This is a genomic window from Cupriavidus oxalaticus, from assembly GCF_038900635.1.
Taxonomy (GTDB): Bacteria; Pseudomonadota; Gammaproteobacteria; order Burkholderiales; family Burkholderiaceae; genus Cupriavidus; species Cupriavidus oxalaticus_B.
Genome location: NZ_JAYMRX010000017.1, coordinates 110,719 through 137,508, shown reverse-complemented (window position 1 = coordinate 137,508; position 26,790 = coordinate 110,719). Strand labels below are relative to the sequence as shown.

The following is a 26,790-nucleotide window of genomic DNA, read 5'->3' as shown; positions in this document are numbered from 1 at the left end:
AGCAGTGGCAACGAACAGAGGAGACCGGCATGTTGGATATCCGTGCGCTTGGCTACATCGTGGTCGAGTCCACCGACCTGGAGCAATGGCGGCACTATGCCGGGCAGGTGCTGGGCATGGCCTGCTCCGGCGCCCCGGGCGGCGCGCTCTACGTGAAGATGGACGAGCGCGACTACCGCTACCTGGTGGTGCCGGGCGCGCGCGACCGCTACCTCGCTTCGGGATGGGAACTGGCCGACGAACTGGCCTATCGTCACGCGCTCGACACGCTGCGGCAGGCCAATGTCGAAGTCGTGCACGCCAGCGCCGCGGAGCTGGCGCAACGCCGCGTGCAGGCCATGGCGTGGTTCACCGATCCGTCGGGCAACCGCCACGAGATTTCATGGGGCATGCGCTCGGACTTCCTGCGCTTTGTCTCGCCGGTCGGCGTGCCGCGCTTTATCACCGATCCGATGGGCGCGGGCCATACCGTGCTGCCCGCGCCGGCATTCGACGAGACCTACGCTTTCCTGCGCGACGTGATGGGCTTCGGCCTGTCCGACATCTTCCGCGTGCGCTTTACCAGCGATCCCGACGAGCCGGAAAAGCGCATCCACTTCCTGCACTGCGGCAACGGCCGCCACCACAGCCTGGCGATCTTCGAGATGCCGTCCGAGGCCGGCTGCATCCACGTGATGGCCGAAGTGCCTGACATGGCGGAGGTGGGCCGCGCGCTCGACCGCGTGCAGCAGCACGGCGTGAAGCTGTCGGCCACGCTGGGCCAGCACTGCAACGACCGCATGACTTCCTTCTACATGAAGACCCCCGCCGGCTTCGACCTCGAATACGGGCACGGCGGCCTGGTGGTGGACTGGGGCCACCACGCCGCCTACGAAGCCACGCGTGTCAGCCTGTGGGGACACGACTTCAGCATCGGATACCGCTAAACACCATGACCAAGACAATCGACAAGACCATGAGCGCGGCCGACGTGGTCGGCCGGCTCGCCGATGGCATGACCATCGGCATCGGCGGCTGGGGCCCGCGCCGCAAACCGATGGCGCTGGTGCGCGAGATCCTGCGCTCGCCGCTGAAGGACCTGACCGTGGTCGCCTATGGCGGCCCCGAGGTCGGCATGCTGTGCGCCGCCGGCAAGGTGCGCCGTCTGGTGTTCGGTTTCGTCTCGCTCGACGTGATCCCGCTCGAGCCCTATTTCCGCCAGGCGCGCGAGCGCGGCACGCTGGAGGTGACCGAGCTCGACGAAGGCATGCTGCAGCTCGGCCTGCGCGCGGCCGCGGCGCGGCTGCCGTTCCTGCCGACGCGCGCTTCTCTGGGCACCGACGTGCTGGCGAAGAACCCGCAGCTGAAAACCGTGCGCTCGCCCTACGCCGATGGCGAGGTGCTGGTGGCAATGCCGGCGATCGAGCTCGACGCGGCGCTGCTGCATGTGAACGAGAGCGATGTGCTGGGCAACACCCGCATCGACGGTCCCGATCCGTTCTTCGATGAATGGTTTGCCCGCGCCGCGCGGCGCTGCTATGTGAGCTGCGAAACGCTGCATCCGCGCCTCGAGGAAGAGGACCTGGCGCACGCCCGCAACAACCCCTTCGAACGCTCGCTGGTAACGGGCGTGGTGCACGCGTCCGCCGGTGCCCATCCCACTTCCTGCGCACCCGCCTATGGCTGGGACCTGCCGGCGCTGAAGGCGTACTGCGCCAGCGCCGAGGCCGGGGACGGATTCCGTGCGTACCGCGACGAGGTGGTGGGCGCCAGCGAGGCGGCCTACCTGGAGCGCATCGGCGGCCTCGGCCACGTGCACGATCTGCCGCTGCCGGTACTTTGATTTCGCCAATCCACCCGCCAATCCACCCGCCAACCCAAGGAGCGACCGTGAGCGCCACTTGTGAATTCACCCGCGCCGAGCTGATGATCGCCGCCGCCGCCCGCGCCTGGAGCGACGACGGCGAGGTGCTGGCCACCGGCATCGGCACCGGCCCGCGCATCGCTGCCGGCCTGGCGCGGCTTGCACACAACCCCGGGCTGCTGATGACCGACGGCGAGGCCTACCTGGTGGAGACACCGGTGCCGCTGGGCCCGCGCGAGGCCGGCTTCAAGGTTCGCGCCAGCGGCTGGATGGGCTATTCGCGCGTGTTCGACTGCCTCTGGGGCGGGCGCCGCCATGCGCTGGTGATGCCGACGCAGATCGACCGCTTCGGTCAGGCCAATATCTCCTGCCTGGGTGGCACGCATGCGCAGCCCAAGACGCAGCTGCTCGGCGCGCGCGGTTTCCCGGGCAACAGCATCCACCATGCCAATTCCTTCTTCGTGCCGGGGCACAGCACGCGCGCGTTTGTCGGCGGCGAAGTCGACATGGTCTGCAGCGCCGGCTACAACCCTGCGCGCCAGATCGAAGGCATGCGCAGCTTTGTCGACCTGCGCGTGATCGTCACCGACCTGTGCGTGATGGATTTCGGCGGACCCGACCATGCCATCCGCGTGCGCTCGCTGCATCCGGGCGTGAGCTTCGGGCAGGTGCAGGTGGCGACCGGCTTCGCGCTGGCGAACACGGCCGGAGAAGCCCTGCCGGAGACGGCACCGCCGACGCCGGAAGAGCTGCGCCTGATCGCCCGGCTCGATCCGCACAACCTGCGCGCCACGATCGTGCGTGGCAATCCTTCCGGACGCGCTTGAGACAGGAACACGCGGACATGACAACGCCAGCTATCGAACCCATCAGCCTGGGCCCCAACGCCGAGGTGCTCTACCAGGTCGCGGACGGCATTGCCACCGTGACCATGAACCGGCCGGATTACCACAACGCGCAGAACTCGAAGATGACGTATGCGCTGGATGAAGCCTACCGGCGCGCCGCCGCGGACGACGCGGTCAAGGTCATCGTGCTGCGCGGCGCCGGCAAGCATTTCTCCGCCGGGCACGACATCGGCACGCCGGGCCGCGATATCAACGAGTCGTTCGAGCGCGCTTCGCTCTGGTACGACCACGTCAACAAGCCCGGCGGCGAGTTCCTTTATGCGCGCGAGCAGGAGGTCTATCTCGGCATGTGCCGGCGCTGGCGCGAGCTGCCCAAGCCGACCATCGCCATGGTGCATGGCGCCTGCATTGCCGGCGGACTGATGCTGGCCTGGGTGTGCGACCTGATCGTGGCGTCGGACGATGCCTTCTTTGCCGATCCGGTGGTGCGCATGGGCATTCCCGGTGTGGAGTACTTCGCGCATGCCTACGAACTGCACCCGCGCATCGCCAAGGAGTTCCTGTTCCTGGGCGAGCGCATGGGCGCCGAACGCGCCGAGCGCATGGGCATGGTCAACCGCGTGGTGCCGCGCGACGCGCTGGAGGACACCGTCTATGGCATGGCCAGCAAGGTCGCGCAGATGCCGCGGCTGGGCCTGACGCTGACCAAGCAGGCGGTCAACCATGTGGAGGACCTGCAGGGCAAGCGCACGGCGATGGATGCGGTGTTTGCCTGGCACCACTTCGCGCACGCGCATAACGAACTGGTCAGCGGCGACAAGCTTGGCGGCTACGACGCGCGCGCGATGGCGGCGTCGCAACGCACCGGCGGCGAGGGCAAGGCATGAGCAACGCGAGCCTGCACACAGTGCTGTGCGACCTGCTGGGTTGCCGCTACCCGATCGTGCAGACGGCGATGGGCTGGGTGGCGGATGCGAAGCTGGTCGCTGCCAGCGGCAACGCCGGGGCATTCGGCTTTCTTGCCGGCGCGACCATTCCGCCCGGCGAGGTCGAGCAGGAGATCCTGCGCGTGAAGGCGCTCAGCGACCGGCCCTTCGGCATCAATTTCCACATGTTCCAGCCCAACGCGGACGAAGTCATCGAGATGGCGATCCGCCACCGGCTGCGCGCGGTCAGCTACGGGCGCGGCCCCGACGCGAAGATGGTCGGCCGGCTCAAGGCGGCTGGCGTGGTCTGCATGCCGACGGTGGGCGCCGCCAAGCACGCGGCCAAGGCCGTCGAGATGGGCGCGGACGTGGTCACCGTGCAGGGCGGCGAGGGCGGCGGCCATACCGGCGGCACGCCGACGACGCTGCTGCTGCCGCAGGTGCTGGACAGCGTCAGCGTGCCGGTGGTGGCCGCGGGCGGCTTCTTCGACGGCCGCGGGCTGGCCGCGGCCCTGGCGTACGGCGCGGCTGGCATAGCGATGGGCACGCGCTTCCTGATGTCGGCCGAATCGCCGGTGCCGCCGCGGACGCTGGAGCGCTACGTCAAGGTGCGCGACCCGGCCCACATCCGGGTGTCGCTGGCCATCGACGGGCTGCCGCAGCGGATGATCGACAACACGCTGCTGCTGGAGTTGGAGAAGGCCGGCCCGTGGCGACGCACCTGGCTGGCGCTGTCGGCCGCGCGCAAATGGCAGGCACGCACCGGCATGCGCAGCACGCAGATGCTGGCGACCGCCTGGCGCGCGATGCGCGAGCAGGACTACAGCGCCGCCCAGACTTTGATGGCCGCCAACGCGCCGGTGCTGATCCAGCGCGCGATGGTGGAAGGGTGTCCTGATGAAGGGGTGCTGCCCAGCGGGCAGGCAGCGGCGGCGATCGGGGCTATCGAATCATGCGAGCAGATCGTGGAAGGCATGGTCGTCCAGGCGCGAGCGCAACTGCAGGCGCTGGCATCACGGCAGGCTGCGCTTCGTTGATGCGCCCGGCCCTCACCCCGGCCCTCTCCCGCGAGCGGGAGAGGGAGAACCCAAGCAGGATCAATCAGGACTGCAGGTTTGCTCCCCTCTCCCGCATGCGGGAGAGGGGCGGGGGGTGAGGGCAGGCGCTTCCGGCGCAGCGAGCCGTCAAGGCTGAACCAACGCATCAACAACATGACAAGCAAATCAACCATGCAACCGACGGACCAACCCTTCCGCATCGACACCGCCAACGGCATTGCCGAGCTGGTGATCGACCATCCGCCCGTCAACGCGCTCGACAACGCCGGCTGGCAGGCGCTGGCCGCCGCCATCGACCGCCTCGGCACCGATCCCGCCGTGCGCGTGATCGTGCTGCGCGGCGAAGGCCGCGGCTTCTGCGCGGGCGTTGATATCAAGGAGCTGTCCGCGCACCCGGAGCGCATCGTCGAAGTCAACGCCGGCAACTACGCGACCTTCCGCGCCGTGCACCGCAACCCCAAGCCGGTCATCGTGGCCGTGCACGGCTTCGTGCTGGGCGGTGGCATCGGCATCTGCGGTGCCGCCGACATCATCGTCGCGTCCGAGTGCGCGCGCTTCGGCGTGCCGGAGATCGATCGCGGCGCCATGGGCGGCGGTGCGCACCTGCAGCGCATGTTCGGCGTGCAGAAGGTCCGGGCGATGTACTTCACCGGCGAAATGATCGAAGCCGCCGAGGCGTACCGGCTCGGCGCGGTCGAGCGCGTGGTGCCGCGCGCTGAGCTGCGCAATGCCGCCATGGCGCTGGCGCGCCAGATCGCCGCCAAGAGCCCGGCCATGCTGCAGCTCGCCAAGGAAGCGCTCAACGGCGTGGAAGACGGCAACCTGGAGGACAAGTACCGCTGGGAGCAGGGCTTCACGCTGCAGGCCTATATGAGCGCCGATTCCGGCGAGGCGCGCGCGGCCTTTGTCGAAAGGCGCGAGGCCAGCTTCGCCGGTCCCGGCACAGGGAACGAGGGGGCGCGCGATGCAGCTTGAATACACCGACGCCCAGCGCGCCTTCCGCGCCGAGGTGCGCGAATGGATGGCCGCGCACGTGCCGCGCACGCCGCTGGCGAGCTTCGACACCGAGGCAGGCTTTGCCCAGCATCGCGCCTGGGAAGCCACGCTCAACCAGGGCCGCTGGAGCATGGTCACGTGGCCGGCCGAACTCGGCGGGCGCGGCTGCGACCTGATCGAGTGGCTGATCTTCGAGGAAGAGTACTGGCGCGCCGGCGCGCCGATGCGCGTCAACCAGAACGGCATCTTCCTGCTCGGGCCTACCTTGATGGAGTTCGGCACCGCGGCGCAGAAGGCGCGCTTTCTGCCGCGCATGGCCTCGGGCGAGCATATCTGGGCGCAGGGCTGGTCCGAGCCGAACGCCGGCTCCGACATGGCCGCGATCCGCTGCAGCGCGATCCGCGACGGCGATGACTATGTGATCAACGGCCAGAAGATCTGGTCGACGCGCGCGGTATGGGCGGACTGGCTGTTCGGGCTGTTCCGCACCGACCCGGCCTCGACGCGCCACCACGGGCTGACCTTCGTGCTGGTGCCGCTGAATACGCCGGGCATCACCGTGCGCCCGATCCGCCAGCTCAACGGCCAGACCGGCTTTGCCGAGATCTTCTTCGACGACGTGCGCGTGCCGGTGGAGAACCGCCTGGCGGCCGAAGGCGCCGGCTGGCAGGTGGCGATGGCCACCGCCGGTTTCGAGCGCGGCCTGATGCTGCGTTCGCCGGCGCGCTTCCAGGAAACCGCGCGCGCGCTGGTCCGTCTGTACCAGGCCAACCGCGAGGCGGCGGACCGCGACCCCTCGCTGCGCGACGCGGTGCTGCGCGCGTGGATGGATGCCGAAGCCTACACGCTGTCGACCTATGCCACCGCGAGCCGGCTGGTCCGCGGTGGCCACATTGGCGCGGAGTCGAGCACGAACAAGGTGTTCTGGTCCGAGCTGGACATTCATATGCACGATACCGCGCTGGCCATCCTGGGGCAGGCGGCCGAAGTCGCGCCCGCGGGCCAGCCGCCGGGTTCGCTCGGCCACTGGCTGGACGGCTTCCTGTTCTCGCAGGCGGGGCCGATCTACGCCGGCACCAACGAAATCCAGCGCAACATCGTCGCCGAGCGCCTGCTCGGCATGCCGCGCGCGTGACGGCACCCGGGGACTACACCATGGATTTCGCATTGACCGAAGAGCAGGAACAGTTTGCCGAGGCGATCCGGCGCTTCCTGATGACCGAGATGACGCCCGAGCTGACGCGCGAGCTGTGGAGCACCGAGACCGGCCGCTCCGACGCGCTGTGGCGCCAGCTTGCCGACCAGGGGCTGGCCGCCGTGATGGTGCCGGTTGAGCAGGGCGGGCTCGGGCTGGGTGAGCTCGAATGGGCCCCGCTGGCGCAGGCGTGCGGCTATTTCGCGCTGCCGGAGCCGCTGCTCGACACCGCGCTGGTGGCGGCCGGCCTGCTGCGCGATGCGCTCGCGGCGGCGCCGGATGCCGCGGCGCGCGAGCGCTGCGCCGCCCTGCTGGAGCGCATCGCCGCCGGCGATGCGCGCGTGGCGGTGGCGCATCCGCAGCAGCGGCTGGTGGCCGACGCCCATGTTGCCGACGCCATCCTGTGCGCGCACGAAGGCGCCGTCCACCTGCTGCGGCCGGACCAGGCCACGCTGGCGGCGCGCACCGGGCTGGATCCGTCGCGCCGGCTGTTCGAGCTGGCGTGGACGCCGGGCGCCGAGACCGAGCTGATTCCGGCGGCGGCCGGCAGCGGCCTGTGGGACATGGCGCTGAACCGCGGCGCGCTCGGCGTCGCCGCGCAGCAGCTGGGCCTGACGCAACGCATGCTGGACCTGGCGATCGATTACAGCGCGCAGCGCAAGCAGTTCGGCAAGGCCATCGGCGCCTACCAGGCGGTCAAGCACCTGCTGGCCGACGTGGCGATCCAGCTGGAGTTCGCCAAGCCGGTGCTGCTGCGCGCCGCGGCCGCGCTGGCGCATGGCCTGCCGCATGTTGGGCTCCATGTCTCGCATGCCCGCGTCGCGGCCGCGCGCTGCGCGTGGGCCGCTGCGCGGCAGTCGATCCAGGTGCATGGCGCGATGGGCTACACCTGGGAGCTGGACCTGCAGATCTTCACCAAGCGGGCCTGGGCCCTGGCGGGAAGCTGGGGCGACCGGGCCTTCCACAAGGCGCGCCTGGGCGCGCACATCCTGGACGGCGAGCAAGACCTCGGCGCCGGCGCCACGTTTGCCTGAATCCAAGGAGATCAAAAACCATGAAAGACGCCTATATCGTTGATGCCCTGCGCACGCCCACCGGGCGCCGCAAGGGCGGACTGTCGCACGTGCACGGCGCCGACCTGGGCGGCTTCGTGCTGGCCGAGCTGGTGCGCCGCAACGGCATTCCCGCGGAAGACTATGACGACGTGGTGTTCGGCTGCGTCGACACCATCGGCCCGCTGGCCGGCAATATCGCCCGCAGCGCGTGGCTGGCCGCCGGCCTGCCGCTGACGGTGCCGGGCGTGACCGTGGACCGCCAGTGCGGCTCGTCGCAGCAGGCCGTGCACTTTGCCGCGCAGGCGGTGATGAGCGGCACGCAGGACGTGGTGATCGCCGGCGGCGTGCAGACCATGACGCAGATCCCGATCTCGTCGGCCATGCTCGCCGGCCAGGCGCTGGGCTTTGCCGACCCGTTCTCGGGCAGCAAGGGCTGGCAGGCGCGCTTCGGCGATGCGCCGGTGTCGCAGTTCCACGCCGCGCAGCGCATTGCCGAGCACTGGAAGCTGTCGCGCGAGGCCATGGAAGCCTATGCGCTGGAGAGCCACCAGCGTGCCGCGGCGGCGATCGAGGGCGGCCGCTTCGCCCGCGAGATCGTGCCGTGCGAAGGCGTGAAGCAGGACGAAACGCCGCGCCCCGATACCACGCTGGCCAAGATGGCCGCGCTGGAACCGCTGATGCCGGGCAGCTCGCTGACCGCGGCGGTGTCCAGCCAGACCGCCGACGCCGCCGCCGCGCTGCTGATCGTCTCCGAAGAGGCGCTCAAGCGCTACCAGCTCAAGCCGCGCGCGCGCATCGCGCATATGAGCGTGCTGGGCGACGACCCGCTGTGGATGCTGACCGCGCCGATTCCGGCAACGAAGCGCGCGCTGGAACGCAGCGGCCTGCGCCTGGCCGATATCGACGTAGTCGAGATCAACGAGGCCTTCGCCTCGGTGGCGATGGCATGGCTGGCCGAAACCGGCTACGCGCCCGAGCGCACCAACCCCAACGGCGGCGCCATCGCGCTGGGCCATCCGCTCGGCGCCACCGGCGCGCGCCTGATGACCACGCTGCTGCACGAGCTGGAGCGCAGCGGCGGCCGCTACGGCCTGCAGACCATGTGCGAGGGCGGCGGGCTGGCCAACGTCACCATCATTGAACGGCTGTAAGGAGGCCATCATGGGCATTTGCGACGCACGCACCGTCATCATCACCGGCGCCGGCGGCGGGCTGGGCCGCGCCTATGCGCTGGCCTTCGGCGCCGAGGGCGCCAACGTGGTCGTCAACGACATCCGGCGCGAGGCGGCCGAGGCGGTTTGCGCGGAAATCCGCGCCGCCGGCGGCAGCGCCCTGGCCAGCGATGACGACATCACGCAGCTGGCCACCGCGCAGCGCATCGTCGATGCCGCAGTCGCGGCCTTCGGCGAGGTGCATGTGCTGGTCAACAACGCCGGCATCTGCCGCGACCGCATGTTCGTCAGCCTGACCGAGGCGGACTGGGACGATGTCATGCGCGTGCACCTGCGCGGCCACTTCTGCCTGGCCAACCTGCTGGCCAGGCGCTGGCGCGATGCCGCCAAGGCCGGCCGCGCTGTCGACGCGCGCATCATCAACACCAGCTCCGGCGCGGGCCTGCAGGGCTCGGTCGGGCAGTCCAACTACGCCGCCGCCAAGGCCGGCATTGCCGCACTGACGCTGGTGCAGGCCGCCGAACTGGGCCGCTACGGCATCACCGCCAATGCGCTGGCTCCCGCTGCGCGCACCGGCATGACCGAGCAGGTGTTCGCCGACATGATGAAGGCGCCGGAAGGCGGCTTCGACTACTACGACCCGGCCAATGTCGCGCCGCTGGTGGTGTGGCTCGGCAGCGCGGAATCGGTGCAGGTCAACGGGCGCATGTTCGAGGCGGCAGGAGGCATGGTGTCGCTGGCCGATGGCTGGCGCACCGGGCCGAAAGCCGACAAGGGCGGGCGCTGGCAGCCGGCCGAAGTGGGCGCCGCGGTGGCCGGGCTGCTGGCGCAGTCGCAGCCGCCCCAGCCGGTCTACGGCAGCTGAGCGGCACGGCCATGGACTTCACCAATTCAGCCGGATTCGGCGTCGAACACCAGATGGTCCGCGACAGCGCGCGCGACTACCTCGCCGCGCACAGTGATTCGGCGGCGGTACGGCGCGCGACCGAGGCGGGTCCGGCGCACGACGACGCGCTGTGGCAAGCGATCGCGGGCGAGCTTGGCTGGTGCGGCATCGCGCTGCCCGAAGCGGTGGGCGGCGCAGGCCTGGGCGCACCGGGGCTGGCGCTGCTGCAGGAACAACTGGGCCAGCGCCTGGCCTGCGTGCCGTTCTGGTCGACCGCCTGCGTGGCGGCGCCGTGGCTGCAGGCCTGCGCCCGCCACGGTGCGCAGTGGCTGGAACGCCTGGCCGCCGGCGGGTGCCGCGCCGCGGCAGTGCTGCCGGACGATGGCGGCTGGCACTACGACGGTGTCTCGATCACTGCGCAGGCATGCGCGGACGGCTTCGTGCTGCGCGGCAGCGCCGCCCAGGTGGCGGATGCCGCCGGCGCCGACTGTTTGCTGGTGCCGGCACGGCTCGCGGGTGATGTGAGCGGCTCGCCCGCGCTGTTCCTGCTGGAGCCCGCTGCGCTGGCGCAGGACGCGCGCTTCATGCTGGCGCCGCTGGACACGCTCGATCGCACGCGGCCGCTGGCGTCGCTGCGGCTGGACGGGCTGTCCGTTCCTGCAGGCGCCTGCCTGGCACGCGGGGACGACGCGGCGCAGGGCATGGCCCGTGCCTGGTGGCACGGCAAGCTGATGCTGGCGGCAGAGCAGCTCGGCGCGGCCCAGCAATGCCTGGACCTGACCGTTGCCTATGCGTCGGAACGCATCCAGTTCGGCCGCGCCATCGCTTCGTTCCAGGCGGTCAAGCACCGCTGCGCGCAGATGATGGTGCTGGTCGAGGCCGCGCGCTCGGCGGTGTATGGCGCGGCGCAGGCGTGGGAGGCGTGGAAGGCATGGGATTCAGGGCATGCCGGCCAGGCTCGCCTTGACATCGCCGCCGCTGCCGTCGCCGCGGACGATGCCCTGCGCTTCGGCGCGCAGGAGGCCATCCAGCTGCATGGCGGGATCGGCTTCACCTGGGAGTATGACCCCCAGCTCTATTTCAAGCGCGCGCAGGCTGCCAGCCACTGGCTGGGCGGCGCCGGCGCGGCGCTTGCCTATCTCGCGGACCATGGCCCGCAAGCCTGGAGGACAGCATGAGCGCGCATGAAGAGTCGGCATTCCGCGCCGAGGTGGCCCAATGGATGGCCGCCAACCTGAGCGGCGAGTTTGCCTGCCTGAAGCACCGCGGCGGCCCCGGCGATGAAGAGGCCTTCCCCGAACTGCGCAAGGCGTGGGAGCGGCGCCTGGCCGAGGGCGGCTGGACCGGGCTGGGCTGGCCGCGCGCGCATGGCGGGCGCGAGCTGCCGGTGATGCAGCAGGTGATCTTCCACGAGGAATACGCGCGCGCCGGCGGCCCGGGCCGCATGGGCCATATCGGCGAAGGCCTGATCGGCCCGACCCTGATCGCGTTCGGCACCGAAGACCAGAAGGCGCGCCTGCTGCCCGGCATCCGCAACGGCACCACGTTCTGGTGCCAGGGGTATTCGGAACCCGGCGCCGGCTCGGACCTGGCCAATGTGCGCACGCGCGCGGTACGCGACGCCGCCAGCGGCGACTGGCTGGTCAGCGGCCAGAAGGTATGGACCTCGCTCGCGCACGATTCCGACTGGATCTTCGTGCTGGCGCGCTGCGAGCCCGGCTCGCGCGGCAGCAAGGGCCTGATCTTCCTGATGCTGCCGCTGCACCAGCCCGGCATCGAGATCCGTCCGATCCGCCAGATGGGCGGCGGCGCGGAGTTTAACGAGGTGTTTTTCGACGGCGCGCGCGCAGCGGCCGCCGACGTGCTGGGCGAGCCCGGCGACGGCTGGCGCATCGCCATGGCGCTGCTCGGGTTCGAGCGCGGCATCTCCACGCTCGGCCAGCAGATGCAGTTCACGCATGAGCTGGAATGGGTGGCGCAGGCCGCGCGCGACAACGGCAGCAGCCGCGACGCGCTGGTGCGCCAGCGCATCGCGCGCGCGTGGGCGGGCCTGCGCGTGATGCGCGCCAATGCGCTGCGCATGCTGGCGGGCGCGGCGCAGGCAGGGCAGGACGGCGGCACTGCGCTGCAGCGCGAGGCGCTGATCTACAAGTACTACTGGTCCAACTGGCACCGCGACCTGGGCCAGCTGGCGCTGGACGTGCTGGGCCCGCTGGCCAATGTGCTCGATGCCGGCGAGGGGGGCGAGGGGGGCGACGTGCGCCGCACGCGGCTGCAGCAGATGGCGCTGTTCTCGCGCGCCGACACCATCTACGCCGGCACCAACGAAATCCAGCTCAACATCATCGCCGAACGCGGGCTGGGCATGCCGCGCGAAGCCCGAGGACAGTCATGACCCTGAACACCGACATCGCCGATTTTCCCGCCGCGCCGGCCTATGTGCCCGGGCACCAGCTGCTCGCGGGCAAGAGCGTCCTGATCACCGCCGCAGCGGGCGCCGGCATCGGCTTTGCCGCCGCGCGCCGCTGCGCGGAGGAGGGCTGCCGCGCGCTGATGATTTCGGACATCCATCCCAGGCGCCTGGAAGAGGCAGTCGAACGCCTGCGCGCGGAAACCGGCCTGCGCGACATCCACGGCCAGCTGTGCGATGTGTCCGACGAAGCGCAGGTACGCGCACTCGTGGCCGCCGCCGAAGAAGCACTTGGCGGTACCGACGTGCTGATCAACAACGCCGGCCTGGGCGGCTCGCGCCGCCTAGTTGATATGGACGATGCCGAGTGGTCGCGCGTGATCGATATTTCCCTCACCGGCACCTTCCGCATGACGCGCGCGATGCTGCCGCACATGCAGGCGCGCCGGCGCGGCGCCATCGTCAACAACGCGTCGGTGCTCGGCTGGCGGGCGCAGAAGGAGCAGTCGCACTACGCCGCGGCCAAGGCCGGGGTGATGGCGCTGACGCGCTGCAGCGCGATGGAGGCCGCGGAGTTTGGCGTGCGCATCAATGCGGTGGCGCCCAGCATCGCGCTGCACGACTTCCTGAAGAAGTCGGCACCGTCGGATCTGCTGCGCCAGCTCAGCGAGCGCGAGGCGTTCGGGCGTGCGGCGGAGGTGTGGGAGGTGGCCAACGTGATGGTGTTTCTGGCCAGCGACTATGCATCTTATATGACGGGGGAGGTGTTGCCGGTGAGCAGCCAGCGGGCGTGAACGTCTTTCACGGCTGGTCGCGGTTGATCCGCCGAGGATTTGCTCCCCTCTCCCGCTTGCGGGAGAGGGGCCGGGGGTGAGGGCGGGCGTTGGCCATAGCGACGCGCGTGACTTCGTTGATGCTCCGGCCCTCACCCCCACCCCTCTCCCACGTTGTGGGAGAGGGGAGCCTTCGCGCAGGGCGCTGGCTGCGTTCGTCGCGGTGGTGTGCGGTCGCCACGAGGCCCTGGAACCTGTCATACCGGGAAGCACGTTGGTATTCGAAACAATGCTGGAACCACACATGCCAAGAATCTTTCGCTCCGCCGAAGACATCCACGCCGCCGTCGGCCAACCCCTCGGCGCCAGCCCCTGGACCCGCATCACCCAGGACCAGGTCAACCAGTTCGCCAACGCCACCGGCGACCACCAGTGGCTGCACGTCGACCCCGAACGCGCCGCGCAAGGCCCCTACGGCGCCTGTATCGCCCACGGCTACCTGACGCTGGCCCTGGTCAACCAGTTCCTGCCGGAACTGGTCACCGTCGAAGGCATGAAGTTCGGCGTCAACTACGGCTGCGACAAGGTCCGCTTCCCCGCGCCGGTGCGCGTCGGTGCGCGCGTGCGTGGCGTGGGCGAACTGGTGCGGGCCGAAACGCTGCCGGGCGGCGTGCAGTCGGTGGTGCGCATGACGGTGGAGATCGAGGGTGAATCCAAGCCCGCCTGCGTGGCCGAGACGATCAGCCGCTACTACTTCTGAAAACAGGGAACCGAGCATGAATGAAGCAGTCATTGTCGCCGTCGCGCGCACCCCCATCGGCAAGGCCTTCCGCGGCGCCTTCAACGATACCGAAGCCCCGGTGCTGGGCGGCCATGTGGTGCGCGCGGTGGTTGAGCGCGCGGGCGTGGACCCGGCAGAGGTGGACGACGTGCTGATCGGCGCGGCCGCGCAGCAGGGCACCCAGGGCTACAACCTGGGCCGCCTGTGCGCGGTGGCGGCCGGCTTGCCGGACAGTGTGCCCGGGATGACCATGGACCGCATGTGCGGCTCGGGCCTGATGACGATCGCCGCGGGCGCCCGCGCGATCCAGTGCGGCGAGGCCGGCATCATCGTCGCCGGCGGGGTTGAATCGATCTCGCTGACGCAAAACAAGCACAAGAACGGCTACCGCGCCCAGTCCGAAGCGGTGCTGGCGCGGCAGCCGGCCGCCTACATGGCGATGATCGAGACCGCCGAAGTGGTGGCGCGGCGCTACGGCGTCAGCCGCGCCGAGCAGGATGCTTATGCCTGGCGCAGCCAGCAGCGCACTGCCGAGGCGCAGCGCCGCGGCGCCTTCGACGACGAGATCGTGCCGCTGGAAACGCGCCGCGCGCTGTTCGACAAGGCCGGCGCACTGACCGGGCACGAGACCGTGACGCTGGCGCAGGACGAATGCAACCGGCCCGATACCACGGCCGCGAGCCTGGCGGCGCTCAAGCCGGTCTGGAGCGGCGGGCAGGCGGTGGCCGAGGGCGAGCACATCACCGCCGGCAATGCCTCGCAGCTGTCGGACGGCGCCGCCGCGGTGCTGCTGATGAGCGCGGACGAGGCGCGCCGCCGCGGCCTGCGCCCGCTGGGGCGCTATCGCGGCATGGCGGTGGCGGGATGCGCGCCGGACGAGATGGGCATCGGTCCCGTGTTCGCGGTGCCGAAGCTGCTGGCGCGCTACGGCATGACGGTGGCGGACGTTGGCCTGTGGGAGCTGAACGAGGCGTTCGCCTCGCAGGTGCTGTACTGCCAGCAGAAGCTGGGTATCCCCGATGCACGGCTGAACGTGAATGGCGGCGCGATCTCGGTCGGGCATCCGTTCGGCATGTCGGGCGCGCGCATGACTGCGCACGCGTTGATCGAAGGCCGGCGCCGCGGTGTGCAGCAGGCGGTGGTGACGATGTGCATTGGTGGCGGCATGGGGGCGGCGGCGCTGTTCGACGTCCTGCCGTAGGAAACATTGCCGCTAGCTTTCTCCCCTCTCCCACGCCAGTGGGAGAGGGGTTGGGGGTGAGGGCGGGAGTCTCCACAAAGTGAGACGTTGCGGTGCTTGCCACACGCCCGCCCTCACCCACGGCCCCTCTCCCGCAAGCGGGAGAGGGGAGCAAACACTTCGCTACCGAGAGCAATCCCGGCAGTACGGCCCGCCACGAGGCAGACTGCCACCACTCCACACGGAGGAGACATCATGAAACGACTGATCGGCCTCGCCATGTCGCTGGCGGTGCTGGCCACCGCGGTCTGGGCCTTTGCACCGCGCCCGCTGCCGCCGTTCCCGGCCACCGCACTGCGCCCGGACGGCCTGCAGATCAATGGCATCGCCCGCGCCGGCGAACGCATGGTGGCCGTGGGCGAGCGCGGCAAGATCCTGTTCAGCGATGACCAGGGCCGCGACTGGCGCGTGGCCGCCGTGGACAAGCCGCAGGGCGCCACGCTGACGCAGGTGGCCTTCGCCGACAGCCGCCATGGCATCGCGGTGGGCCACAGCGGCCTGATCCTGCGCACGGAAGATGGCGGCACGCACTGGCAGCAGGTCGCCTTCGACGCGCAATCGTCCGACCCGTTGCTGGGTGCGCTGGCGCAGCGCAACGGGCCGTGGTTCGCCGTGGGCAGCTTTGGCCGTTTCCTGGTCTCGCGCGACCAGGGCAGGCATTGGGAAGAGGCTGCCGACAAGACCATGCAGGACCGCCATCTCAACGCCATCGCCGGCGACGGGCAGGGACGCCTGATGCTGGTCGGCGAAGCGGGACTGGTGCTGCGCTCGACCGACGGCGGCACCCGCTGGGAGCTGGTCAAGACCCCGTATGAAGGCTCGCTGTACGGCGTGCTGCCGCTGCGCGACGGCGCCTGGGTGGCCTTCGGCATGCGCGGCAATGCGCTGCGCAGCGAGGACTTCGGCACTACCTGGCAGGCCGCGGAGACCGGCCTGCGAACCTCTTTCTTTGGCGGCGCCGAGTTGCCCGATGGCCGCATCGTGCTGGCCGGGCAGGGCGGCACGATGGTGATGTCCGCGGATGGCGGACGCCGCTTCACGCCGTTGCCCGCCGGCAGCCCGCAGACGCTGGCCGCGCTGGTGCCTGCCGGCAAGGACACGCTGGCGCTGGGCGGCAGCGGCGGCCTTGCCGGCGCGACGCTCGCCGCAAATCGCTGAATCCCGGCTGAACCCCCTGCTGAATCCCGGCTGCCCCCCGCCTGACCGAACGCGAGAACGATCATGACCCGCCCCCAATCCTCCGGCCGCCTGGGCCGCTTCGTCGATGCCTGCGCCGGCGTGCTGATGCATCGGCGCCGCCTGCTGCTGTTGCTGTGCCTGGCCGTGACCGTGGCACTGGGCTTCTCGGCCACGCGCCTGCGGCTCGATCCCGGCTTCAACAAGATGATCCCGCTGCAGCACCCTTACATGCAGGTGTTCACCAAGTACGCGAGCACCTTTTCCGGTGCCAATACGGTGCTGGTGAGCCTGCGCTGGAAGGGAGACGGCGACATCTACAACGCCGCTTTCATGGACAAGCTGCGCCACGCCACCGATGAAGTGTTCTTCATCCCGGGCGTGGACCGCTCGCGCGTGTTCTCGCTGTTTACGCCCAACGTGCGCTACACCGAGGTGACCGAGGCAGGCTTCCGCGGCGACGTGGTGGTGCCGGGGCGCTTCTCCGGCACGCCGGCGGAACTCGACAAGGTGCGGCGCAACGTGGCGCGCTCCGGGCAGATCGGGCGGCTGGTCAGCAATGACCTCAGGTCCGCGCTGATCCGCGCGGAGCTGCGCGAGACCGATCCGGCCACCGGCAAGACCATCGACTACGGCTCCGTCGCGCGCCAGCTGGAGAAGATCCGCGCGCAATTCAGCGGCCAGGACGTCGAAATCAATATCGTCGGCTTTGCCAAGCTGGTGGGCGATGTCGAGGAGGGCATCGCCGGCGTGATGGGCTTCTTCGCGCTGGCGTTTGCCGTCACGGCGCTGCTGCTGTGGCTGTACACGCGCTCGCTGCGCATCACGGTGCTGGCGCTGGTGGTGGCGCTGCTGCCGGTGGGCTGGCTGCTGGGGCTGCTGCCGCTGCTGGGCTATGGCATCGACCCGATGTCGATCCTGGTGCCGTTCCTGATCTTCTCGATCGGGGTCTCGCACGCGGTGCAGATGACCAATGCCTGGAAGCAGGAGGTGGTGCAGGGGCACAGCCCGCTCGACAGCGCCAGCGCGGCCTTCCGCAAGCTGTTCATCCCCGGCACGGTGGCGCTGCTGACCAATGCGCTGGGCTTCATGGTCATCATGCGCATCGAGATCGATATCGTGCGCGAGCTTGGCATCACCGCCTGCCTGGGCGTGCTGCTGATGATCGTGACCAACAAGGTGTTCCTGCCGATCCTGCTGTCATACACGCGGCTGGAGCCGTCGGCGCTGGCACGCTCGCAGGCGCGGCGCGCGCACGGTGGCGGCGGGCTGTGGCAGAAGTTCGGCGCGTTGGCGCGTCCGGCGCCGGCACTCGGCGTCTTCGTCGCCGCGCTGGCCCTGCTGGCCGCAGGCGCGATCGAGTCGCGTGGGCTGAAGATCGGCGATGTCGGCAGCGGCGCTCCGGAGCTGCGCGCGGATTCGCGCTACAACCGCGACAGCGCCAGCATCGTGAGCCAGTACAACATCGGCTCGGATGCGCTGACCGTGGTGGTGGAGCCGACCGGCTTCGACGACGGCTGCCTGCACTACCCGGTGATGAGCGCGGTGGAGCGCTTCGAGATGCATATGCGCGGTGTGTCGGGCGTGCAGTCGGTGGTGAGCGTGTCGTCGCTGGCCAAGGTGGTGATCGGCGCCTACAACGAGGGCAACCCCCGCTGGGAGGCGCTGCCGCGCAGCAGCGAAGGCCTGGGCCAGGGCGCCAAGGCCTACGATCCGGACAACGGCATGAACACGTCCAATTGCCAGGCGATCCAGGTACTGATCTACACCGCCAACCATGAAGGCGCGACCATTGCCCACATCATCCGCGAGATCCGCCGCTTCAATGCCTCCGACAAGACGCCCAACGTGGCCTTCCGCCTTGCCGGCGGCAATATCGGGGTGATGGCCGCCACCAACGAGGCCGTGGAAGAAGCCGAGGTGGCGATGCTGCTGGCGATCTTCGGCGCGATCACGCTGCTGTGCCTGCTGACGTTCCGCTCGTGGCGCGCGGTGCTGTGCATCATCGTGCCGCTGACACTGGTGTCGGTGCTGTGCAATGCGCTGATGGCGCGCCTCGGCATCGGTCTGAAGGTGTCGACGCTGCCGGTCATCACGCTGGGCGTTGGTGTTGGCGTGGACTACGGCATCTACCTGTACGAGCGCATCCAGCACCAGATCCGCGAGGAAGGGCAGGCATTGCCGCAAGCGTTCGCCGAGGCGATGCGCCAGCGCGGCTCGGCGGCGCTGTTCACGGCGCTGACGATGTGCATCGGGGTTGGCACCTGGGCCTTTGCCGCGCTCAAGTTCCAGGCCGACATGGGGATCCTGCTGGCCTTCATGTTCCTGGTGAACCTGTTCGGCGCGGTGTCGCTGCTGCCGGCGCTGGCCGCGTGGCTGGGTGTCGAAGACGAGGAACGCGCCCGTGTGGCGGCAGGCGTTGCAGCAGGCGGCGACACGACGCCGCCGGCGCATGCCCTCAAATCCGATGCGGCCTGAACGCAAGGGATGAAACCGGAGAGACAGCATGCACGATAGCCAGGCATCCGCAGCGTCGGCATTCACGCCGCTGCGCCTCGGGGCGCTCACGCTGCGCAACCGCTTCATCAAGGCGGGGGCCAATGAAGGCATGACGCCGCACGGCCTGCCGACGCAGGCGCTGGTCAGGCACCATCGCGATCTCGCCGCCGGCGGCGTGGGCATGACCACGGTGGCCTACTGCGCCGTGGCCGACGACGGGCTGACCTTCGCGCACCAGCTCAGCATGCGGCCCGAGCAGGTGCCGCACCTGCGCGTGCTGACCGACGCCGTGCATCGCGCAGGCGCGGCGGCCTGCCTGCAGATCACGCATGCGGGGTCGTTTACCACCATGCGCCACGGCGGCAGCCGTGCGCCGGGCAGCGCATCGTCCGGCATCAATGCCTTCGGCATGATGCATGGCGTGTATTTCCAGCGCGCCATGCGCGAGGCGGACATGGCGCGCGTGGCCGGCCAGTTTGTCGCGGCTGCGCGGCTGGCGCGCGAAGCCGGCTTCGACGCGGTCGAGATCCACATGGGCCACGGCTACCTGCTCAACCAGTTCCTGTCGCCACTGAGCAACCGGCGGCGCGACGCATTCGGCGGCAGCGTCGAGAACCGCACCCGCTTCCCGGCCGCGGTGCTGCGGCAGGTCAAGGATGCCGTCGGCAACGGAATGGCCGTCTGCTGCAAGCTCAGCGTCAGCGACGGCGTGCCCGGCGGCAACCAGCCCGCGGATTCCGCCGTGAGCGCGCGCATGCTGGAGGCGGAAGGCGCCGACCTGCTGACGCTCAGCGGCGGCCGCAATGTGGAAAGCCCATGGGTGCTGTTCGGCAGCCCGATGCCCACGGCGCAGATGAAGGCCGCGGCGCCGACCGCGCTGGCGCGCTTCGGCATCACCATGCTCGAGCGCAGCACGCCGCGCGACCTGGCCTTCCGTGAGCTGTATTTCCTCGAGGCGTCGCGCGTGGTGCGGCAGGCGGTGCGCATGCCGCTGGCTTACGTCGGCGGCGTCAAGTCGCTCGACAACGTGGCGCAGCTGATGGCGGAAGGATTCGACTGCGTCGCGCTGGCACGCGCGCTGATCCACGACCCCGCGCTGGTGGCCAACTGGCGCAGCGGCGCGGTGCGGCGCTCGGCCTGCGACAGCTGCAATGGCTGCGTGGCCAGGATCTACGATCCCGCCGGCGTCAGCTGCGTGCATGGCCCGGGCAACGATCCGGCGCTGACGCGCCTGGTCGCGCTGCAGTAGTCCGATGGGACGATGAGGCAGGGGCCGGAGGCTCTTATCTTGAAGTTCCCACGGGATTTCAAGGAGACACCATGAGCCAAACCGGCATCAGCGGCATCAGCGGCTACAAGATCGAATCACGCCCGCCCGAGGCCCGCTACGCGCGCGGCTGGCACTGCCTCGGCCTGGCCGACGCCTACCGCGACGGCAAGCCGCACACACTGGACATCTTCGGCCGGCGCCTGGCCGCGTTCGCCGACTCGACCGGCGCCATCCGCGTGATCGATGGCTTCTGCCCGCACATGGGCGCGGACCTCAGCACCGGCACCGTGCAGGGCGACAACCTGGTATGCCCGTTCCACGGCTGGCAATGGGGCGGCGACGGCGGCTGCAAGTCGATCCCCTACTGCAAGCGCGTGCCGCCCAAGGCGCGTGTCGGCGCGTGGCAGACCTGCGAGCAGAACCGGCTGCTGTTTATCTGGCACGACCCCGAGGGCCGCGAAGCGCCGCCGGAGGTGGCGATTCCGCGTATCGAGGCGTGCTTCTCGCCGGAGTGGTCGGAATGGGCCATGGACGAGATGGTGATCCGCACCAACTGCCGGGAACTGGTCGACAACATCTCCGACATGGCGCACTTCGGCACCGTCCACGGCGCGCCGGTCGACTACTTCGCCAACCTGTTCGAAGACCACAAGGCCACGCAGCTGATGATCGGGCGCAGCGCCAGGCTGTCGGGCGATGCGCAACTGACGGCGTTGTCCACGTACTTTGGTCCGGCCTACCACATCACCGACATGAGCGGCCGCATGGGCGACCAGGAGATCCACTCCGTGCTGCTCAACTGCCATGTGCCGATCGACCTGAACAGCTTCGTGCTGCGCTACGGCGTGCTGGTGAAGAGGATCCCGGGGCTGAGCGACGAGCAGAACCGCGCCATGGCGCAAGCCTACGTGGACCAGGCGCGCCAGGCCTTCTACGAGGACGTGGCGATCTGGGACAGCAAGATCCGCATCGACAATCCGCTGCTGTGCGAGGGCGACGGGCCGATCTACCAGATGCGCGACTGGTACCAGCAGTTCTATACCGATATCGAGCAGGTGCGGCCAACCAGCGTGGCGCGGCGCGTGTTCGAGCTGAACCCGGGCAAAATCGAGCCGCCGGTGCTGCGGCATGTGTTCGAGGGCTGACCATGAGGACCGCGGTCATTACCGGCGCCGCCTCCGGCATGGGCGCGGCGGTGCGCGCGCGCATGCTGGCCGACGGCTGCCGGGTCATCGGCGTCGACCTGCGCGACGCGGACATCCTTGCCGATCTGTCTACCGATCAAGGCCGCGCCGCGGCGATCGATGCCGTGCTGTCGCACTCGGGCGGCCGCATCGACCAGCTGATCTGCTGCGCCGGCCTGGGCCCGCATGTCGATCCCGCGGCGCTGGTGGCGTCGGTCAACTACTTCGGCGTGGTGGCGCTGCTGGACGGCTTGTTAGACGCGCTGCGCCACGGTGAGGACCCGTGCGCCGTGGTGGTGTCTTCCAATTCGGCCACGCTGCAGTCCTGGGAGGGCAGCCCTTTGCGCGATGCCTACCTCGCCGGCGATGAGGCCGGCGTGCGCGCCATTGTGGAAGCTGCTGCTGCGGCGGAAGCGACGCGCGACCAGGCTGGCTATATCGCCTATGCCAGTTCCAAGCACGCGGTGACGGCGGCCGCGCGGCAACGTGCCGCGGCCTGGGGACAGGCCGGCGTGCGGCTCAACGTGGTGGCGCCGGGGGCGGTGGAAACCCCGCTGCTGCAGGCGGGGTTGAAGGACCCGCGCTATGGCGATGCCATCCGCGATTTCCTGCCGCCGCTGGGCCGCCGTGCGCAGCCGGAGGAGGTGGCCGGGTTGATCGCATTCCTGTGTGGGCCGCAGGCGGCCTATATGCACGGGAATGTGGTGTTTATCGATGGCGGGCTCGATGCCGCGCAGCGGCCGCTGATGTTCTGAAGCGGCGGCGTCGACAAATGCCGCTGGCTTGCTCTCCCTCCCCGCCTGCGGGGGAGGGAAGCGTATGCGGTAGGTGTCGGCTACCGCATACGCTCTCTCGATCTCCCACGCCTTCCCGCATATCCATCGCAGTATTCCCGATTTCTCCGGCAGAGCCACGGCCTCGCGGAAATTCGCCAGCGAGCGGTTGGCAATCCGTGCCTGCATCGGCGCCCGCCGATACGCGCTGCGAGTGAGGGTAGTGTTCGTGTTCATGGCGCATGGCTACGCCGGCGGCCGCCGTCACGGCAAGGCGCGCGTGCCTGCGTGCCTGACGAGGTAGAGAAATGAGGAGGGGGAGGAGGGGAAGGAGGCAGGAAGGAGAGGCGGCACGGCCGGGCGAAGACTCGCCCGGCCGGATCATGCGATGTGGTCAGGTACCGGATCCGCGCGCGGCGTCCGGGGAGAAGAACGCTTCGGTGAACTCGGGGCTGTTGTTCAGCTGGAACATCGGGCCTTCGTTGGTCAGTCGGTCCGCAAAGTAAGCGCCGGAAATCAGGTCATGGTAGAACACCGCGGTCGGATGATAGCGACGCGCATCGTAGGCGTAGACCGAGGCCTGCAGATTGGTGCGCCACAGCTGGCCGCGCCCATCGTAGTTGTCTGCGGCGAGGGCTTGCCAGGTGTCTTCGTCGAGATGCAGCACGCGCTTCGCATACTGGTGACGGAAGCCGGACTTGAGCGTTGCTTCCAGGATCCATACGCGATGCAGCTCGTAGCGCATGACGTCAGGGCTGGCGTGGCCGTTGGTCAGCAGGTCCTTGTACTTGATCGATGTGCTCAGCAGCTTGTAGTTGTGGTACGGGACATAGATCTCCTTCTTGCCAACGATCTTCCAGTTGTAGCGTTCGCCGGAGCCGTTGAAGAGACGATCGTCATCGACGGTGCGGAAGCCGCCGGGGCCCTGCGGCTGGTCGAAGCCGAATTCCGGCGCCTGTCGCACGCGCCGCGTGCCCGGGTTGTAGATCCAGGTGCGGTTGGTGTCCGAGCCTTCCTGGTCCCACACGGCATAACCCACGATCACCTGGCCACGGTCACGCAGCGGCAGGTCGGTCGCCGTGCGGAAGAATGAGCGCTCGTTGAGTGCGTTGTTCGGGTCGAACTTGCCGTTATTGCGCGGCGACAGGATGCTGTATGAGACCCGTCCCCACGCGATCGAGCTATTCGGATAGACCACGGCCTGGTCGTACTGCGCCTTCTCGGTGCCTACGGCTGAGGAGAAGCGCTGGTTCCACAGCAGTTCCATGGCCGTCTTCGGAATCGGGTAGGGCACCTGCGGTCCGGCGTCCTTCAGGCCGTTGGCATCGCCCGTCATCTTGACGGTGGTGGCGAAGGTGCGGATATCCTTGTAGACCGTGTCCTCGTAGCGGAAATCGCGATGGCTCGGGTACACCGGCATCTTGAAGGTATCGGGGTACTTCTTGAACAGTGCCTTCTGGCCATCGGTCAGGCGTTCGGCGTACTGCGCCATGTTCTGCGCGGTGATGACGAACAGCGGCTTCTCGTCCGCATACGGATCCGGATACCGCTCGCCGCGCTGGTATTTGACGTTGGGCGGCGTACCCAGCCATTTTCCAGCCCATGCGGGCACATCGCCGTCCTTGCTGGCGGCCCGCTCCGCGCCCATCGGCGTCAGGTTGCCGTCAAGCTGCTTGAGGTCTTCGGGGGTGACCTTCGCCCACGATGCCGCGGCCAGGGCCATGCTGGTCACCAGCAGGCTGCCGCGCAGCAGTCGATGTGTAGTGGATGTCATTGCAGTCTCGCTCCTTGATGGGATGGCCGGCGGCGCCTGTGCCTGTGGAGACAGCGTAGTGATGGTGCGCGGGAGGGGAATCGTTGGAACGGACTAGTGGATTTCCCTAGGCGCCTCGGAGCTTCCGCCCGCGTGGCGCGGGTGTGCCGGGGCTCCGGGACTTGCGGGAGTGCTTGGGCGCGGCGTACGCGCCGCAGGAGCGGGGCAATCAGGCCGGCAGCATGCAAGCAGCCCATGGCGCGCGCCATGGGCCGCGGCATTGCACGGCGCAGGTCAGAGTATCCCCATCGCCGGGTCGGTCACCGAGTGGCTTCCGGTTTCCACACGGCCCGCAAAGCGCCGGTAGAACATGGCATCGGTGCTGCTGGTCACCGCGAAGTCATACCAGTTGCCGCTATCCTTCAGCGCCCAATGCAGGGTCTGCGTGCCGCCTGGCGGCACCGTGGCTTCCCACGGCCCGTCCGTGCGGTAGGCCAGCGGCATGACGCGGAACGTGCACGGCGCATTGCCCATGTTGATCAGGTCGACGTACACGACACCGTTGGCGACTTCGTAGCAGACGCGGATCTCCGGATTGGCACGCGCGGCGTCGAGTACCTTCGTGTCTCCCCTGAAATGCCGGTGGTAGCCGTTCGGGCCGAGTACCCAGAGATCGTACTGGCCGGCATCGGCCGACGAGGTGGTCCAGGTATCGGACAAGGTCTTGCCGGCCTCGACCATGTAACGGCGCGGCACGCTGTCCAGGTCGTTGCGGTCGTAGACGTGGAAGACGGCGGCCTGCTTTCCCGAATTCGCGAACAGCAACTGCACGGTGCCGTTGACGTTGCCGCGCGCACTGGTGTGCAGCTCGTAGGGCAGGGCGCGCGACGGGCGCGAACCGGTGTCCTGCTGTGGCAACTGCGCGGTCGTCGGTACCGGCACGGCAGGCAGCGCCTGCTGGGCAGTGCGCAGCTGGTCGGCGGACGTACGGGTGCCACGCCCGGCCAGTGTGGGCAGCGCCTCGGTGTTCGGTGTCTGGAAGTTGAATGCCGTCGTCAGGTCACCGCAGACCGCGCGGCGGAACGGGCTGATATTGGGCTCCTGCACGCCGAAGCGCGCCTCAAGGAAGCGCAGCACGGAAGTGTGGTCGAACACCTGCGAGTTGATCCAGCCGCCCCGGCTCCACGGCGAGATCACGAACATCGGCACGCGCGGACCCGGACCGAAGACGCGGCCGTCGCGCGCCGGCTGGCCTGCGCTGCCGGCCGGCGGTTGCTGCGTGTAGTACTCGGCGGCGAGGTCGGCGTCGGGCAGCGTGGTCTTGCCGGCCAGCGAGCTGTCCGGATGGCGCGACGGGGCTGAAGGCGAGGGGACGTGGTCGAAGTAGCCGTCGTTCTCGTCGAAGTTGACCAGCAACACCGTCTTGCTCCACACGTCCGGGTTGCTGGTCAATGCGTCCAGCACTTCCTGCAGGAACCAGGCGCCCTGCACCGGCGACGAAGGTCCCGGATGCTCGCAATAGATCGACGGCGCGTTGATCCATGAAACGTGGGGCAGCGTGCCGTTAGCGATGTCGCGCCGGAAGGCGTCAAGGTACTGGTCGGGCTGCGTGCCCGGCAACGTGTTGGCCACGCCCTTGTAGAGCGGATTGGCGGCGTTGTCCGTGGCTGCATCGTAGGCGTGGTACGGCAGCGCCTGGCCCGTGTTCGTGTACGGCGATTGCGGCGCACCGCCGCTGGAGACCGGGAAGCCCGAGTTCAGGTTGGCACGGCGGAAACTCTGGAAGGCACCCAGCATATTGTCGCCCCATTCGTCGGGCATGTTCTGGTAGCTGATCCAGCTGATGCCGGCTTCTTCCAGGCGCTCGGCGTAGGTCTTCCACGTGTAGCCGGTGTTGGCATCGGCGGCGACGCCGTTGATCGCATCCCACTCGTTGTTGACGAACGCCACGTTCTGCGGAATCACGCCGTTGGTGCCGGTGATGTGGAACGAGCGGTTCGCGTCGGTGCCCGTGTGCATCGCGCAATGGTAGGCGTCGCACAGCGTGAACGCCTTTGCGAGCGCGAACTGGAACGGGATTTCCTGTTCCTTGAAGTACCCCATCGACGTATCGGTCTTCGCAACGGGCCAGCGTGACATCCGGCCGTGGTCCCAGGCGGCCTGGCTGTCGGCCCACGCGTGTGGCGTGCCGGCCGTGCGCTGTGCGTTGTTGGCGCTGCCGTTCAGATGGTAGGGCGTCACGATGCTGCCGTTGGCACGCGCCTGTTGCCAGACGTTGCGACCGTTCGGCAGTGGAATCGTGAGGCGGTCGCCAAATCCGCGCACGCCTGCCAGCGTGCCGAAGTAGTGGTCGAATGAGCGGTTTTCCTGCATCAGGATGACCACGTGCCGGACATCCATGATGGTGCCGGTGGCATTGTTTGCCGGGATGGCCAGCGCACGGCGGATGCTCGGAGGAAAGGCGGCCAGCGCCGCGGCGGAAAAGGCCGCGCCGGTGCTCGCCTGCAGAAACTTGCGGCGGGAGATCATGTCGTTGTGCTGGGAGGATGTTGATTGGGGCGGGCTATGCCAGCCGCGGTCAGGGCGCGCAGCGTTTGTCGGGCGCCGCAGGGGCCGCGGGCGTCGAGGCGCCCGGCTGGGTTGCGGCTGGCGGCTGCAAAGCCTTCTCGTCGTCGCTTCCGCCGCAGGCGCTCAACAGCAGCGCTGCGATGCACGCGGCCACAAGGCCAGGTTTCAGGTTGGCTTCTTCCATGGGTATTGATGGTTCGGTTCGCAGGATCGGCAGGCCGCAAGGCTAAGCGGTGGCGATGACATGCTCGTGACGCGTCGTGCACTGGCCCGCCGGTTCCGCAGAAGCATTGCGCTCAAGAGAATGGGGTCGCCTGTCCCGGCATGGCGGGAAGAGGCGAACAGGGGCTTACGCGTCCAGCCGGATCTGCACGCTGTGGGGGG

At 69.1% G+C, this 26,790-nt stretch carries 23 protein-coding genes; 20 read left to right on the top strand and 3 right to left on the bottom strand.

What is annotated here, in order from left to right; genetic code table 11:
• Nucleotides 1-29 precede the first annotated feature (29 nt).
• The 20 genes from VSR71_RS24010 (at nucleotide 30) to VSR71_RS23915 (ending at nucleotide 22,067) form a co-directional block, all read left to right on the top strand.
• Entirely contained in the window at nucleotides 30-926 is an 897-nt protein-coding gene (locus tag VSR71_RS24010; protein ID WP_342916298.1) for a VOC family protein, read from the top strand.
• Between the two features lie 5 nt (nucleotides 927-931).
• Nucleotides 932-1,822, top strand: coding sequence for a CoA transferase subunit A (locus VSR71_RS24005; RefSeq protein ID WP_342916297.1), 891 nt, complete (start codon nucleotides 932-934; stop codon nucleotides 1,820-1,822).
• Nucleotides 1,823-1,869: 47 nt separating this feature from the next.
• A complete protein-coding gene (locus VSR71_RS24000; RefSeq protein WP_342916296.1) occupies nucleotides 1,870-2,670 on the top strand; it encodes a ketoacid CoA transferase in 801 nt (266 codons plus the stop codon).
• 17 nt (nucleotides 2,671-2,687) lie between these two features.
• Nucleotides 2,688-3,578: an enoyl-CoA hydratase gene (locus tag VSR71_RS23995; protein ID WP_342916295.1), complete on the top strand. Its 891-nt coding sequence runs from the start codon at nucleotides 2,688-2,690 to the stop codon at nucleotides 3,576-3,578.
• Complete coding sequence (locus VSR71_RS23990) at nucleotides 3,575-4,654, top strand: nitronate monooxygenase (protein WP_342916294.1); 1,080 nt, start codon at nucleotides 3,575-3,577, stop codon at nucleotides 4,652-4,654. The genes VSR71_RS23995 and VSR71_RS23990 overlap by 4 nt, the downstream gene beginning before the upstream one ends.
• A gap of 192 nt (nucleotides 4,655-4,846) precedes the next feature.
• On the top strand, nucleotides 4,847-5,650 hold the full coding sequence (locus VSR71_RS23985; protein WP_342916293.1) for an enoyl-CoA hydratase family protein: 804 nt from the start codon (nucleotides 4,847-4,849) through the stop codon (nucleotides 5,648-5,650).
• Nucleotides 5,640-6,806 carry an acyl-CoA dehydrogenase family protein gene (locus tag VSR71_RS23980; RefSeq protein WP_342916292.1) on the top strand — a complete coding sequence of 389 codons (1,167 nt, stop codon included), beginning with the start codon at nucleotides 5,640-5,642 and terminating at the stop codon, nucleotides 6,804-6,806. The genes VSR71_RS23985 and VSR71_RS23980 overlap by 11 nt, the downstream gene beginning before the upstream one ends.
• A 20-nt stretch (nucleotides 6,807-6,826) precedes the next feature.
• Nucleotides 6,827-7,900 carry an acyl-CoA dehydrogenase family protein gene (locus VSR71_RS23975; RefSeq protein ID WP_342916291.1) on the top strand — a complete coding sequence of 358 codons (1,074 nt, stop codon included), beginning with the start codon at nucleotides 6,827-6,829 and terminating at the stop codon, nucleotides 7,898-7,900.
• 20 nt (nucleotides 7,901-7,920) lie between these two features.
• Nucleotides 7,921-9,072, top strand: coding sequence for an acetyl-CoA C-acetyltransferase (locus tag VSR71_RS23970; RefSeq protein ID WP_342916290.1), 1,152 nt, complete (start codon nucleotides 7,921-7,923; stop codon nucleotides 9,070-9,072).
• 10 nt (nucleotides 9,073-9,082) lie between these two features.
• Entirely contained in the window at nucleotides 9,083-9,958 is an 876-nt protein-coding gene (locus VSR71_RS23965) for an SDR family oxidoreductase (protein WP_342916289.1), read from the top strand.
• 11 nt (nucleotides 9,959-9,969) lie between these two features.
• Nucleotides 9,970-11,157: an acyl-CoA dehydrogenase family protein gene (locus VSR71_RS23960; RefSeq protein WP_342916288.1), complete on the top strand. Its 1,188-nt coding sequence runs from the start codon at nucleotides 9,970-9,972 to the stop codon at nucleotides 11,155-11,157.
• A complete protein-coding gene (locus tag VSR71_RS23955) occupies nucleotides 11,154-12,374 on the top strand; it encodes an acyl-CoA dehydrogenase family protein (RefSeq protein ID WP_342916287.1) in 1,221 nt (406 codons plus the stop codon). Before VSR71_RS23960 ends, VSR71_RS23955 begins: the two co-directional genes overlap by 4 nt.
• Nucleotides 12,371-13,183 (top strand): SDR family oxidoreductase, encoded by an 813-nt coding sequence (locus VSR71_RS23950; protein WP_342916286.1) that lies wholly within the window; start codon nucleotides 12,371-12,373, stop codon nucleotides 13,181-13,183. The genes VSR71_RS23955 and VSR71_RS23950 overlap by 4 nt, the downstream gene beginning before the upstream one ends.
• A gap of 283 nt (nucleotides 13,184-13,466) precedes the next feature.
• Complete coding sequence (locus VSR71_RS23945) at nucleotides 13,467-13,922, top strand: MaoC family dehydratase (RefSeq protein WP_342916285.1); 456 nt, start codon at nucleotides 13,467-13,469, stop codon at nucleotides 13,920-13,922.
• A 16-nt stretch (nucleotides 13,923-13,938) separates the two neighbouring features.
• The gene (locus VSR71_RS23940; protein ID WP_342916284.1) at nucleotides 13,939-15,144 is read left to right on the top strand and encodes an acetyl-CoA C-acyltransferase; all 1,206 of its coding nucleotides are present in this window, start codon (nucleotides 13,939-13,941) and stop codon (nucleotides 15,142-15,144) included.
• Nucleotides 15,145-15,378: 234 nt separating this feature from the next.
• On the top strand, nucleotides 15,379-16,341 hold the full coding sequence (locus tag VSR71_RS23935; protein WP_342916283.1) for a WD40/YVTN/BNR-like repeat-containing protein: 963 nt from the start codon (nucleotides 15,379-15,381) through the stop codon (nucleotides 16,339-16,341).
• Nucleotides 16,342-16,404: 63 nt separating this feature from the next.
• The gene (locus VSR71_RS23930) at nucleotides 16,405-18,837 is read left to right on the top strand and encodes an efflux RND transporter permease subunit (RefSeq protein WP_342916282.1); all 2,433 of its coding nucleotides are present in this window, start codon (nucleotides 16,405-16,407) and stop codon (nucleotides 18,835-18,837) included.
• 28 nt (nucleotides 18,838-18,865) lie between these two features.
• Nucleotides 18,866-20,107, top strand: a complete 1,242-nt coding sequence (locus VSR71_RS23925; RefSeq protein WP_342916281.1) for an NADH:flavin oxidoreductase — start codon at nucleotides 18,866-18,868, stop codon at nucleotides 20,105-20,107.
• 71 nt (nucleotides 20,108-20,178) lie between these two features.
• Nucleotides 20,179-21,273: a Rieske 2Fe-2S domain-containing protein gene (locus VSR71_RS23920; RefSeq protein ID WP_342916280.1), complete on the top strand. Its 1,095-nt coding sequence runs from the start codon at nucleotides 20,179-20,181 to the stop codon at nucleotides 21,271-21,273.
• A 2-nt stretch (nucleotides 21,274-21,275) separates the two neighbouring features.
• Nucleotides 21,276-22,067, top strand: coding sequence for an SDR family oxidoreductase (locus tag VSR71_RS23915; protein ID WP_342916279.1), 792 nt, complete (start codon nucleotides 21,276-21,278; stop codon nucleotides 22,065-22,067).
• 412 nt (nucleotides 22,068-22,479) lie between these two features.
• Here the strand turns inward: VSR71_RS23915 and VSR71_RS23910 are convergent, their stop codons facing one another.
• From VSR71_RS23910 to VSR71_RS23900, 3 genes are all read right to left on the bottom strand, one after another.
• Nucleotides 22,480-23,859, bottom strand: a complete 1,380-nt coding sequence (locus VSR71_RS23910; RefSeq protein ID WP_342916278.1) for a DUF1329 domain-containing protein — start codon at nucleotides 23,857-23,859, stop codon at nucleotides 22,480-22,482.
• Nucleotides 23,860-24,132: 273 nt separating this feature from the next.
• A complete protein-coding gene (locus tag VSR71_RS23905) occupies nucleotides 24,133-26,367 on the bottom strand; it encodes a phosphocholine-specific phospholipase C (protein ID WP_342916277.1) in 2,235 nt (744 codons plus the stop codon).
• A 49-nt stretch (nucleotides 26,368-26,416) separates the two neighbouring features.
• Nucleotides 26,417-26,590: a hypothetical protein gene (locus VSR71_RS23900; RefSeq protein ID WP_342916276.1), complete on the bottom strand. Its 174-nt coding sequence runs from the start codon at nucleotides 26,588-26,590 to the stop codon at nucleotides 26,417-26,419.
• Nucleotides 26,591-26,790 lie beyond the last annotated feature (200 nt).